This is a genomic window from Lyngbya sp. CCY1209, assembly GCF_055795065.1.
Window position 1 is genome coordinate 23,019 of the sequence record NZ_JAYFER010000576.1, and the last position, 12,376, is coordinate 35,394.

The 12,376-nt window shown below is 54.0% G+C and carries 10 protein-coding genes; 5 read left to right on the forward strand and 5 right to left on the reverse strand.

Going from position 1 to position 12,376, the window contains the following annotated elements; translation table 11 throughout:
* Window positions 1-130: 130 nt before the first annotated feature.
* Entirely contained in the window at window positions 131-958 is an 828-nt protein-coding gene (locus AC0QHF_RS20590) for an Rpn family recombination-promoting nuclease/putative transposase (protein WP_324706110.1), read from the reverse strand.
* 102 nt (window positions 959-1,060) lie between these two features.
* Window positions 1,061-1,825: a TerC family protein gene (locus AC0QHF_RS20595; RefSeq protein ID WP_324706111.1), complete on the reverse strand. Its 765-nt coding sequence runs from the start codon at window positions 1,823-1,825 to the stop codon at window positions 1,061-1,063.
* 393 nt (window positions 1,826-2,218) lie between these two features.
* On the opposite strand from AC0QHF_RS20595, the gene psaM reads away from it, so the two are divergent.
* Together psaM and AC0QHF_RS20605 are read left to right on the forward strand one after the other, a co-directional pair.
* Window positions 2,219-2,314 carry a photosystem I reaction center subunit XII gene (psaM, locus tag AC0QHF_RS20600; RefSeq protein WP_324706112.1) on the forward strand — a complete coding sequence of 32 codons (96 nt, stop codon included), beginning with the start codon at window positions 2,219-2,221 and terminating at the stop codon, window positions 2,312-2,314.
* Between the two features lie 313 nt (window positions 2,315-2,627).
* On the forward strand, window positions 2,628-3,068 hold the full coding sequence (locus AC0QHF_RS20605; protein ID WP_324706113.1) for a slr1601 family putative cell division protein: 441 nt from the start codon (window positions 2,628-2,630) through the stop codon (window positions 3,066-3,068).
* 95 nt (window positions 3,069-3,163) lie between these two features.
* On the opposite strand, the gene ctpA is transcribed toward AC0QHF_RS20605, so the two are convergent.
* Window positions 3,164-4,402, reverse strand: a complete 1,239-nt coding sequence (ctpA, locus tag AC0QHF_RS20610) for a carboxyl-terminal processing protease CtpA (RefSeq protein WP_324706114.1) — start codon at window positions 4,400-4,402, stop codon at window positions 3,164-3,166.
* Window positions 4,403-4,747: 345 nt separating this feature from the next.
* On the opposite strand from ctpA, the gene AC0QHF_RS20615 reads away from it, so the two are divergent.
* The 3 genes from AC0QHF_RS20615 to AC0QHF_RS20625 all read left to right on the forward strand — a co-directional run bounded on the left by AC0QHF_RS20615 (window position 4,748) and on the right by AC0QHF_RS20625 (window position 8,111).
* Window positions 4,748-5,713 (forward strand): hypothetical protein, encoded by a 966-nt coding sequence (locus AC0QHF_RS20615; RefSeq protein WP_324706115.1) that lies wholly within the window; start codon window positions 4,748-4,750, stop codon window positions 5,711-5,713.
* A 20-nt stretch (window positions 5,714-5,733) separates the two neighbouring features.
* Window positions 5,734-7,299 (forward strand): NAD(P)H-hydrate dehydratase, encoded by a 1,566-nt coding sequence (locus AC0QHF_RS20620; protein WP_324706116.1) that lies wholly within the window; start codon window positions 5,734-5,736, stop codon window positions 7,297-7,299.
* 98 nt (window positions 7,300-7,397) lie between these two features.
* Entirely contained in the window at window positions 7,398-8,111 is a 714-nt protein-coding gene (locus tag AC0QHF_RS20625; protein WP_324706117.1) for a M23 family metallopeptidase, read from the forward strand.
* 82 nt (window positions 8,112-8,193) lie between these two features.
* Here AC0QHF_RS20625 and dndD read toward each other — a convergent pair whose 3' ends face one another.
* Both dndD and dndC read right to left on the reverse strand, forming a co-directional pair.
* The gene (dndD, locus tag AC0QHF_RS20630) at window positions 8,194-10,179 is read right to left on the reverse strand and encodes a DNA sulfur modification protein DndD (RefSeq protein WP_324706118.1); all 1,986 of its coding nucleotides are present in this window, start codon (window positions 10,177-10,179) and stop codon (window positions 8,194-8,196) included.
* A gap of 613 nt (window positions 10,180-10,792) precedes the next feature.
* Entirely contained in the window at window positions 10,793-12,373 is a 1,581-nt protein-coding gene (gene dndC / locus AC0QHF_RS20635) for a DNA phosphorothioation system sulfurtransferase DndC (RefSeq protein WP_324706119.1), read from the reverse strand.
* Window positions 12,374-12,376: the final 3 nt, after the last annotated feature.

The window sequence follows — 12,376 nt, forward strand, 5'->3', positions numbered from 1 at the left end:
TTTAAGAGATTAAAAAGACCGCTGGGGAATCCATTCCCCAGCTAATCGCTCAAATATTTCGAGATCATTGGGAAGTGTGTTTGGAGGGAGTAGGGAGTAGGAGAGGAGAAATATCATTTGCACCGGCTATTCACGATCGCTCCTCATCGGAAGGTTGCAAAATTTGTTGAATCTCTTCCAATGGTAAGCCCAAAAGTTGTGCGATCGCTTCCGGGCTATTTCCCAAATTTGCCAAACGTCGGGCAAAATTTATTCTTTCTTCTTGACGACCTTCTTGGCGACCTTCTTGGCGACCTTCCTGACGACCGTCGGCAAAGGCTTCTTGATAGAATCGGGTTTGTTTTAAATCGGTGAGTCCTAACATTTCGGCAATCTCCTCGCGACTGAGTTGGGGGAGTTTGTAAACGACGATGGTTTCGATGATGTCAATGATATCGCGTCGGATTGATTCTGGGGGGAGGGCTTGTTCGGCCCGTTCGATCAGGCGTCTGGCGGATTCTATGGCGGCAGATTCCGATTCGACCACCAATTTAATGATACCGACTCCCAAGCCGCTTTCACCTTCCAACTCGTCGAGGTAAATGCGAGTCACCCGGCCCGAGTTGAGGAGTTCCCGGAATTGGCGGGACTGTTTCCGTTCGATGCCGCGGTTGGGGTAGATGACGACGACTCGCCAGGGGTTGGGGGGTCGGTACTGTCGCAGGTAGAGGAATAGTTCGGCGAAGATGCGATAGTAGAGGTCGTCGTCGGGTTGAAATTGGACTTCGGCGAGGTAGAAGGGCTGGTCGCGATCTCCGGCCCTCGGGAGAAACAGTCCGTCGAGGCGGAAGGCGAGTTGTTTGACTTCGACGGAGGTGAATTGGTAGCGATCGCTTTCTTCCGGCGGACGGTTCAGCAGTTCAAAGAAGCTGCCGGGGTACTGTTGGAAAATGCGGTAGAAGAGACTGTCGGTTTTCACGGGGGGCGGGAAATTCTGAGGTTATTTTACCCGGATTTCCCGTCCCGCGCAACCGGGGGCGATCGCCCATTTTAATGCGACGATCTCAAACCCCGAATTCGGCTATTTTCTCGCTTCTTCCATTTCCCGCTGGGATTCTGCGGGGTGGGGTTGGATGGCGTTGGAAAGGTTGACGTTTTCGGTTTCCGGAATGGGGGTTCGCTCGGAAAATCCCCAGGTAAATAAAACCACGATCGCCACCACCAGCATCCATTCGGGGGGGACTAAACTGTGGTCGATGACGCGCAGCAAGAGTTTCAAACCGACCAATCCGACGGTGATATATCCGGCGGTTTCCAGGTGGGTGAATTCTTTCAACCAGCGGATGAACAGTCCCGCCATCAGGCGCAGGGTGATGATGCCCAGCGTGGCACCGGTGACGACCAGCCAGGTTTTTTCGGAGACGCCGATCGCGGCGGTGACGCTATCCAATGAAAAGGCGAGATCCGTCATGGCGATCGCCGGGATCACTTGCCAGAGGGAGGTGTTGTGGTGGTGGAGGAATCCCTCATCTTCCCCGTCTTCCGAGGTGGTAAAATATTGGAAAACCAACCACAATAAATACAGCGCCCCGAGTAGCTCGAACTGCCAAAATTGAATCACCCAGGTGGCGGTCAAAATCAGGCCGATCCGAAACACGAAGGCGATCGCCAAACCGATATTTAAAGCTTGGCGCTGGAGTTTGCCGTCGTCCAGAGTTTTAGAAATGGAAGCCAAAGCGATCGCATTGTCCGCCGACAAAACGGCCTCTAACGCCACCAAAACGACCAGCAGCAAAACGGTATCGAATCCGAGTCCTTGAGAAAAATCAAACACTTGCTCTAGCATGAACGGTCTACTACCCCGATTGATGTCAGTCTGGAATTGGATACCCGCCAATTTTCCCCCGGAGAGTCGGACGGCAAGCCGCGATCGCCAATGTGATGACGAAGGGGAGAATTATGAGAGCGCCACCCAGACTCAAGGCCCTCCCTGGGGTTTGGCGGTGAGAAGCCTTAAAATCTGCTTCAGTTATCTTAACGTAACTGGCCGGGGATCGGTGAGGGGAGCCGGAGAGAAATTTGGCGCGATCCCCCGAGATCGCCCTCCGACACCTGTCCCCCAGGTCCTAAGAAACCGCAACATTGTTTAAACTTATTACGAAACACTTCCCAAACGGGCCGATATAGCTGAAATTAGTGAACAATCGATGTCTACTTCAATGGAAGGAGTGTCCCAACCATGTCTTTAACCGATACCCAAGTGTTCGTGGCCCTGGCGATCGCGTTGATCCCCGGCATTTTGGCGTTCCGCCTTTCCACCGAACTTTACAAATAGAATCCTTTCGATTCTATGGGCCGTCTCCGCCGGAGGCGGCCCAAAAATTTGAATTAAAATTCAATGGCGGACTTTGCTCCGACAGAAAACCTGAAGAATACACACAAATGCGGCGATCGTGCAGTAGATTGGTTTGTATCGACTGGGTTTAACTGTCGGGGCATTTTCCATTGCGCTTCGGGTTAAAAGGTTCAGTTTAAGGTATTTTAAGCCTGAACGAAAAAACGCCGGTACGCATCGACCCTGCCGGAATGTCGCCTTGTTGCCCTTGGAAAACCTCATTTGAAGCTGAAAATCTACCGAGACGACGATCATGTACGCGATTCAACCTTCTCCTCCACCCAAGAAACCACAGCATCCCCGCCGTCGCTTGAGTCGTCGCTCTCAAGTTCGAGTGCGACCTCGCCCAAATCATCGGGCGATCGCATTGGAAACGACCGCCAAAATCTTGACAAATTTGGTGTTATCTGCTTGTGCGGTGTCGGCCCTGCTCCAAATTCTGCCCCACCAGCGGGCGGCGAATGAGAAATGGCGAGAAATTCAGGCGGAAGTGGATCAAACCCAGGCGCGAGTCGAGCGTCAGCAGGAAGAATTCAGCCGCTATTTCGACCCCCAACAGGCCCAAAGCATCATGCAAGAAAACGGGAATCGCATCGACCCCCGCCAGCGACAAATTGTTTGGTTGGATGACGGCCAGATGACGGCGGACGAGCTGGAATTGCCGCCGTCTTACTATGCGGAAGTGGAGGAGTGAAATGGACAATTGATAATTGATAATTGATAATTGACAATTGATAATTATCAATTGATTGTCCCCGACTCCCGACTCCCGATTCCCGACTCCCTCATTTATCCGGCTTCGGCGAGGACGGTCTGAGACAGGAGGACATCGATCGCCGCCTGGTATTGGAGATCGGCATCGGTGCCGAGTTGCGATCGCAGCAAGTGGTCGGCGGACACCACGCGATCGGGGACGATCCCGTGTTTGTTGATGTCGGTGTGGTTGGGTGTCTCGTACTTCGCCACCGTCACAGCCAACCCCGCGCCGTCGGATAAGTCGAACAGGGATTGGATCAACCCCTTCCCGAAGGTCTTTTCGCCGACGAGTAACGCCCTGCCGTTGTCCTGCAAGGCCCCGGCCAAAATTTCGCTGGCGCTGGCGCTGCCGCCGTTGACCAAAACCACCAGCGGGGCATCGGTGAGGGCCGATCCCGTGGCGTCGAAGCCGCCCAAAATGCCCTGGCGGTTCACTGTGTAGACGATCGCGCCCTCGTCGATCCAGAGGCGGGCGATTTCCACTCCGGCTTGCAGCAGTCCCCCCGGATTGTTCCGCAAATCGAGGAGGAAGGCCGTCGCCCCTTCATTTTGCAGGCTGACGATGGCGTGGGCGACTTCGGCGGTGGCGTTGGCGCTGAACTGGCGGAGGCGGATGTAGCCGACGGGGGGGCGGTCGGGGAAGGTCTGCAGTTGGGCGAACACCGGATTCAGGGTGATGCGATCGCGCAACAGTTTCAAATCCTCGATGATGTCGCTTTCCGCCGATTTCACCGTCAATACCACGGGGGTTCCCACCGTCCCCCTCATGCGGGCCGCGGCCTCATCCAAGGTGAGATCGGGGGTCGGAAATCCGTCGATTTTGAGGATGCGATCGCGGGGTTGGATGCCGGCGGCGTCGGCGGGGGAACCGTCCAGGGGAGTCACCACCATCAATTCCCCGTTGTCGGGATCTTTGGCAATTTGCAGGCCCACCCCCGTCAGTTCCCCGGAGGTACTCACCTGCAGGCTGCGATATTGTTCCGGCTTCAGCAACCGCGTGAAGGGGTCGTCGAGGCCGGCCAGCATCTCCTCGATCGCCTCGTAGGTTTCTTCCCGACTTTTGAGGGGTTTGCGGATCGCCTGTTCCCGCACGAACCACCAGTTTTGACCGTTAAATGTCTCGTCCAAATAGGCGCGGTTGACGATGCGCCAACTTTCGCTGAGAATTTTCTGTTCCTCCGTCAGCGCCCAGGCCGGGACGTGCCACAGTCCCCAAACCATCATCATCGGTAAAGCGATCGCCAGGGCAATCTGAACAACTCGTCTGTGCATGAATCTGAATTTTATCAATACTTTGCTGTTAACAATCCTCTCCGCCGCGATCGGCGCAGTGGGCAAATCCGTTCCTTAGATGGTGACACATTCGATGGGGAAGAGGCAGGGGAGGCGGAGGAGGCAGAGGGGGCGGAGGAGGCAAGTTAATATCAGATCCGTACAAACTCCCCAATCATCTGAATATGATTTTCGCTTGTAGGGGCGCAAGGTTTGCGCCCTCGGGAATTGATTCCCAAGCAGTCCGGATGTCCCACCCGTTGCTTCCTCCGCTTCCTCCGCCCCCCACACCCCAAGATCGCGTAAAATTTGGGCAATTCTATAGCTGTGGTGGAGGGACTCGAGATGAGTTGGACGGCTCCAAACAATCAAAATAAAGCGATCGCGCGGATGTCCCGGATTTCGGGGGTGCTGCTGGGGGGATATCTGATGTTGGCGGCTCCCGGTGTCCGGGCTCAACCCCGCTACGGGGTTTATGTGAATGGGGACAGTCCGATGCTGTTGGAAATCGTCCAGCAGGTGCAGCCCGGGGCGGTTTTTCAGGAATATGGCGATCGCGTCCTGATCGATGCCGGGATCTATTTCGATCGCGGCGACGCGGAAGAATTGGTCGAAGATCTCAGACTCCAAGGGATTCGGGCGAAAATTACCGATTTGAGAAATAGCGAAGATTTCGATAATCCCGTCGAAGCCAGTCCGTGGGTGGTATCCCCCAACCGGACAACCCGACCCGTGCCAAGCAATCTCAGACCGGGTTGGATTCCAGCTACCACCGATCTCGGACTCCATCAAGTTTACGTCAGTGCGGGGGTGACTTCGCTACAGGAGGTGCGGCGGGTATCGCCCAACGCCGAAATCTTCAACATCGGGGGACGGCGGGTGATTCAGGCGGGCAGTTTCGTGAATCGCTTCAACGCCGAATTGATGGCCGAACAGTTGTTTTTGCGGGGGATTCCGGCGGAAATCATCCATTCCCGGGCCGAACTGGAAATCTTCCTCGCCCTGGAACCGGGGCAACCGGTGCAACCGGGATTTCCCACCCCCCTGCCCGCCCGCCCGGGTTTCGATCTGGGACTCGGCGACACGGACAGCTATTTCGTGTTGATTCGCGGACAGACTTTCGATTTGCCGGTGATCGCGGAAACGGCGATCGCTCTGGGTGTCCCCCAAAATAGCATCACGATCCGGGATGATGTGGTCGATCCCCTGGTGGCGGTGGGTCCTTTTGCCGATCGCACCCTCGCCCGAGAATGGGAAAATTATCTTACGGATTCGGGCGTCGGGGGAACGCAAGTATATTTTGGGAAATAACGATTAGCAGCCATTTGACGATGATTTTGGGCACGCCCGACCGGACCGAACAGATTCAACAATTTGCCGTCACCGCCGAACAGATGCAGGCGATCGAAAGCCGCATTTTCGAGGCGGGGATGCCGGCCGCCTCGCTGATGGAAAAGGCCGCCGGACTCGTCGCTCGCCGGATTGTGGAAATTTTGTCCAGTCCGAGCGATCGCCCCGTGCGCGTTGTGGGGATTTTAGTGGGTCCGGGACACAACGGGGGAGATGCCCTGGTATTGGCGCGGGAGCTATTTTTTCAGGGTTATCGCGTCGTCCTGTTTTCCCCAATTTCCAAGCGCAAGGATCTCACCGATGCCCACGCCCAATATGTCGCCAGTTTGGGGATCGAGAGTGCGGAGGCGATCGCTTCTCTGGGACACTGCGATCTGATTGTTGACGGGATGTTCGGATTCGGGCAAACCCGCCCCATCGAGGGGGAACTGGCGGAGGTTATTGAAACCGTCAATAGTTGGAACCGCCCGGTTTTCAGCATTGACATTCCCTCCGGCATCCACACGGACACGGGGGAAGTCCTGGGAACGGCGATCCGGGCGACCCGCACCTTTTGTCTGGGGTTGTGGAAGCGGGCGTTTTTGCAGGATTCGGCTTTGGAGTGGGTCGGGTCGGCGGAGTTGGTTGATTTTGATATCCCGCTGCCGGACATTCACGCCGTTTTGGGGTCTTCTCCCCAGTGTCGGCGCATCACGCCGGGATTCGCGATCGCCCATCTGCCCATTCCCCGCCACCCCGCCACCCACAAGTACAAGCAGGGTCATTTATTGATAGTAGCCGGATCTAGCCGTTATACGGGGGCTGCGGTGCTGTGCGGGTTGGGGGCGCGGAGCAGCGGCGTGGGGATGCTCTCCATCGCCGTCCCGGAGTCGATCAAGCCCCTGCTGAGTGCCCAGTTGCCGGAGGCGCTGATAATTGGCTGTCCGGAAACCGAGGACGGTGCGATCGCGTCTCTTCCGGAGGAGTTGGATCTGAGTCGCTACGATGCGATCGCCTGCGGCCCGGGTCTGACGTCGGCGAGTTCGTCTCCCCTGGAGGCTATTTTGGGGTGCGATCGTCCGGTGGTGCTCGACGCCGACGGTTTGAACCAGTTGGCGCAGTTGGGGACGATTTCCACCCTGTCCGGGCGCCGGGCTCCGACCCTGCTCACCCCCCATCCTGGCGAGTTCAAGCGCCTGTTTCCCGATTTGGGCGATTTGGGCAATCGCATCGCCGTCACCCAGGAAGCGGCCCGCCTGAGCGGCGCTGTGGTGCTTTTGAAGGGCGCGAGGGTCTGCATCGCCACCCCGGAAACCGTCGCCGTGAACCCGGAGAGTACCCCCGCTTTGGCGAGGGGCGGCAGCGGGGACGTGCTGACGGGGCTGTTGGGAGGTTTGTTGGCGATCGGTGCATTGCGGGATTCTCCCCCCGAATTGACGGCCCAGATCGCCGTCTGGTGGCACGCCCGGGCCGGAATTCTGGCAGCCCGCGATCGCACTGAATTGGGGGTGGATGCGTTCACGCTGACCCAATATCTGACCTCAAAGGAACTATTCGATATTTCCTAAACAATTCGTTGTTGCCCTTGGGCGCTTCCGGGGCTAAAGCCCAACAACGAGTTTTTCAAAATCCTATTAATTTATAACACAAAAAGGAACCTATGGGAATGAAATTAAGAACGCTATATAACACGGTTTTAAAAGGACAACCCGTCCAGTCCCATCAGTTGAGTTCCCGGGATAAAATTCCCGTCTATGCCGAAAGCGAGTATAAAATTACGACTTACAAATCGGTGGGTTACGGACACCTCGAAATTTATTTCGTCCCACCCTGTCCGGGCCGGCGGGAAATTTGGTACGTCTTCGCCCCCCACGTCCAAATTTTGGGAGACGAAATCGCCCGGAGTCCCAGCCCCAAATTATCGTCCTCTTCGGGCGTATTGACCTGGAAATGGCCGATGAGGGGGACGAGTATGGGGTCCAGGACGGAGTTCGGCTACGCCCGGGGACGACTCCACGCGGGGGTTGATATCGGCGGTTATACGCCCGATGAGTGCTACGCCGCCAGCGAGGGGGTTGTGGAGTATGTTAAACATCATACCGGCGGGGCGGACGGTCGGGCGATTCACATCCGGCGATCGGACGGTTGGGAACATCGGTATTTGCATTTGCGATCGATTCGCGTTAACTTACATGATAGGGTTTCCCAAGGTCAATTGATCGCCATCCGGGGCGGTTCCGGATTTGGTTCTGAGGGCCGGGAAATTGACGGCGGCGGCTATTCGATCCACCTGCATTTCGAGATCCGAAAGCCGGACGGAACCCCCGTCGATCCGCGTTTATTTCTGCCCGATGACGGCAGCGTTCCAATTGTGGGATAGATCCCCCCCAGCCCCCCTTGGTAAGGGGGGAGAATTGGATTCAAAGTCCCCCTTTTTAAGGGGGATTTAGGGGGATCGAGTCTCAAAAAAAGTAACCGGGTGCGATCGCCGTCTGCCGCTGTTTGGGGTCGTATTTTAACAGGTATTCCCGGCCGATCGCGTCCTGTTCCCGCAGGGTTTTCACTTCCGCTTCGCCAATTTCGGTGTCCGTCGATAGCAAGATCATCTGATGGCTGGCGGCGGGAAAATAGCGTTCGATTAGGTTGTGGCGGTGGGAGGAGTCCAGGCGTCCGAGGGGGGTGTCGATCGCGATCGGAAGTTGGCGTCCGGACACCCTCGCGAGCCCCCACAAAAATGCGATCGCCAGCAGTTGTTTTTCCCCGGCGGAGAGGCGGTGTTTGGGCACGGGTTGCCCTTGGGGGTCGTATAAGGATAAACTGAAGTCTTGAGTCGCGATCGCCACCCGATGAACGAGATCGGATTTGTGGAGGAGATAGCGGAAACATTCGGTCACTTCGATTTCCAGTTTGTTCAGCTTTTTGAGGGTGAGACGTTCCCGAAATTGCACCAGGGTTTTTTGCACCCGTTCCGAGGTGTCGATGATGTGGTCGGCGTTTTTGCGATCGATGGTACTGCGGCTGTATTCGGAGAGTTCTTTTTTGGTTTTTTCGATAGTAATTTTACAGCGATCGCGCTTTTCCTTTGCCGCTTCGTAGGCGGTTTGTAGTTTTGCCAAATGACTGGCGGCATCGGTGACGGCTTGCAGCAGTTGTTCGTAAACTTCCGGCGGGGCGGCGACGGTTAATTGTCGTTCTTTTGCCGCGATCGCATCTTGGATTTGCTTCAATTCTTCCTGTTGCGATCGGGTTTGGGCGATCTGATTGGGAAGTTCCCGTTCCAACAAATTGCTGAGTTGGCTGAGGGTATCTTCATCCATATCCAGCCAAATTTCCGTCGGGTTTTCGGTTCCGTCGGGGCGGGTATCGGTTTCTAAAAATGTCCGCACCTGTTCCAAAGTGTTGCCCTTTATTTTCAGGGTTTCTAAATAATTTAATAACCGTTCGTCCCGTTCGACGATCACATCCCGGGCAATTTGAGTCCGCTTTTGTTGCAGTTCCTTTTCTCCCTGCATTTTCGCCCGTTCCAACAGGGGTTGAATCAAGCCGAGGGGGAGAGAACCCGCCGCCTGTTCCCGGAGGCGATCGCGCTGAGTTCTGGCTTTCTCCTGTTCGGCTTTCAATTGGGCTTCGATCTGCTCTTTTTCCTGGGCAACTTTGCCGCCTTCGGTGCGGAATTTATCCCGGGCTTCTTGCTGGCGAATGTGGGCTTTTTTCAGTTCCCCATCCAGCCGGATAACCTCGGCTTCTGCCACTTCAAATTCTTGGTTTTGTTTGTTCAGTTTCGCCTCAATTTCTTCCAATGTCGCCAACTCGGAAGCCTCCGCCAATTCCTTCCGCTTCCGGTTGACTAAAATCGTCAGATCCGCCGACAGCCGTTCCGCCAATTCCAACCCCAAAAGGGATTCGATCGCCTGGGTGACAATGGGGGGCGGCGCGTCGAGTTCCGCCAATTCTTTCACCTGTTCGCCGTCGAATAAAAAAAGATTGGAAATTCCCAGGGGAAAAAAGTCCTCGATCCGTTCGTCCCAGGTTTCGATCAAAGCGGAATCCGGCCAGTCATCGATCAAAACGCCAAGGGTATCTTTATTTTTGTTTTTTAGCGTGTCTGGCTTCCAACGCCGTTTGACGCGGAATTCCACTTGCATATTATTCAGAATATGCTCGAACAACAGTTCGACGCTGGTTTCTTCGTGGGGTTGGGTGTGTTTATTGATCGCCTGTTTCAGAAACTCAGAATAGGCGAGATTTCCCCGGGTGGAACACTGGGCGCGGGAACCGTACAACACCAGGCGAATGGCATCCATGAGGGTGGTTTTTCCGCCCCCGTTCATCCCCCCGCACAGAATAATCGGACTCACCGTTTCCCCGGCGGTTTGGGGCCGCAGGTTGATGACCTGTTTCCCGCGATAGGGGCCAAAATTTTCTAGGGTGAGTTCGAGAAAAATCACGGGGTTTTGGTGGTGTTCAGGTTGACATATTCATCATATCACAAATCCGGCAGTTTTGAATATTTTTTTGCCGGTTTGTCGGAGGGCGATTTTTAATTTAATGGCAGGCGGACGATCCCCCTAAATCCCCCTTGCCAAGGGGGACTTTGAGTCATTCTCCCCCCTTATTAAGGGGGGCCGGGGGGGATCTTCTATTTTCAAATAGTCGGACGATCCCCCTAAATCCCCCTTAATAAGGGGGACTTTGAGTCATTCTCCCCCCTTACAAAGGGGGGCCGGGGGGGATCTTCTATTTTTAAATAGTCGGACGATCCCCCTAAATCCCCCTTGCCAAGGGGGACTTTGAGTCATTCTCCCCCCTTACAAAGGGGGGCTGGGGGGGATTCTTCTATTTCCAAATGGTCGGACGATCCCCCTAAATCCCCCTTAAAAAGGGGGACTTTGAGTCATTCTCCCCCCTTATTAAGGGGGGCCGGGGGGGGATCTTCTATTTCCAAATCGTCGGACGATCCCCCTAAATCCCCCTTAAAAAGGGGGACTTTGAGTCATTCTCCCCCCTTACAAAGGGGGGCTGGGGGGGATCTTCTATTTCCAAATCATCGGAAAATCGCCCCTATTGTTTGGAGTTGAATTTCAGACTCGCCCAGGAGAGTTGTTGGTCGGGTTCCGGTTTTTCGCCGTTGACGATTTTTTTGATATCCTCAACTTTGCCGGATTGGGCAGCTTCTTTGAGGTTGCGTTCGTAGTGGGCATTTTGAATAGCTTCATTTTGCGATCGCGAACTGGTTTTAAAGCAGCGTTCGAGGGTGTCGTAAATCCCCGTCCGTCTCGCCATCGTTTTATATTGGCGTTCGGTGTCGAGTAGCCGCGTCACCAATTCCAAATACATGGGATCTCCGTCGCTGAGATCTTCCAAAATCTGCCATTCATCCGGCCCCAGCATGGCTTTTTCGCCGGTGTCTCGGGGATCTTTAAATTTTTCTCCGGTCACTTCTTGATAAATCCTGGGTAAACTGTCATCGAATTCGTGTTTTTCCTCCAACCAGATTCGGCGAATCTCGCTGAGTTCTTCCGGTTGAATTAACGTGATATCCCGCATTTCCGGCGGGGCAGTTTTGCGAACTTGGACTTGGGCTTCCAACACCCGCCGCAGCCAATGTTCCCGCCACTCTCTTTTGTAGGGTCCGGGGATGTGTTGAACGGAGGTTTGACCGTCTACGTTTCGTTCAAATAGTTGAACAGTTCCGAAGTTGCGACGGAAATCCCTTTTGTCGTGATCGTTTTTAACGTCTAATTCATTGCGAAGATCCAAAAGTGGCTGCATCCACTCTTTGGCTTCGTCATTTAAGATCATCGCCTCCATCGATTTATCTTTGCTGACCATCGTACAAACCCAGCAGCCAAATCGGGAATCTCCACAACTCGGAGTTGAGGTGTCGATAACCAAAGGACATTCATTATCTGCCGTTGCCCCTCGGTACATGGTAAACAAGTCTTTATTATCTTGTCCCCACGGATTTTCAAATTGCATCAGATACATCCAGACTTCATCCGTTCTCCAATCTTCGATTGGTAAGTAAATCAAACAGTTCGGACGATGGGGATTTGTATTCATGCGATCGCGTACTCGCCATTTTCTATGCTTGGCCATGTTAGTTGCCCGTTGTGTGCTTTCAGCTTTACGAGTACCCAAAACAAGAATAGCTTGACCATTATTTCTGATAGTTTCTCTAATGAAATAATCAGCAGGGTTGATTTTGAGACGTTCGGTACACCATCGAAATCTATTTCGAGGGGCTGGGTATCCCTTACCGATCAAGCAACACCAAAATGTATTTTTAATCGTCGGGTAAGTTAAATGGGTTGAGACGGGCATCCCTTGTTCCTTCGCAGCTTTGTTCATGTTTTTTAGGGATTTGCGAACCCAAGCAGAAACAATTGGATTTTCAACCAAAGTATCGTTGGTAAGGACATGAATTTTTCTGGTTCTTTTTTCAGGTGGTAATGAAGCAATGGAACTCCAAATGAGTTGGAGAACTGCCGTGCTATCTTTCCCTCCACTCCAACCTATAACTAAAGGAATCTGGTCGTCAAAGTATAGTTCTTGAATTTCAGCTTTCAGTATTTCCAGATCTTGCAAAAATTCTTCGACAGTTCGATTGTTGTCTTTTTTGGCTTGCATTTTATCATTCATGTT

Coding starts and splice junctions, on each gene's coding strand:
- AC0QHF_RS20595 (WP_324706111.1), bottom strand. CDS start 1,825: ATGCTAGAGCAAGTGTTTGATTTTTCTCAAGGACTCGGATTCGATACC.
- psaM (WP_324706112.1), top strand. CDS start 2,219: ATGTCTTTAACCGATACCCAAGTGTTCGTGGCCCTGGCGATCGCGTTG.
- AC0QHF_RS20605 (WP_324706113.1), top strand. CDS start 2,628: ATGTACGCGATTCAACCTTCTCCTCCACCCAAGAAACCACAGCATCCC.
- ctpA (WP_324706114.1), bottom strand. CDS start 4,402: ATGCACAGACGAGTTGTTCAGATTGCCCTGGCGATCGCTTTACCGATG.
- AC0QHF_RS20615 (WP_324706115.1), top strand. CDS start 4,748: ATGAGTTGGACGGCTCCAAACAATCAAAATAAAGCGATCGCGCGGATG.
- AC0QHF_RS20620 (WP_324706116.1), top strand. CDS start 5,734: ATGATTTTGGGCACGCCCGACCGGACCGAACAGATTCAACAATTTGCC.
- AC0QHF_RS20625 (WP_324706117.1), top strand. CDS start 7,398: ATGAAATTAAGAACGCTATATAACACGGTTTTAAAAGGACAACCCGTC.
- dndC (WP_324706119.1), bottom strand. CDS start 12,373: ATGAATGATAAAATGCAAGCCAAAAAAGACAACAATCGAACTGTCGAA.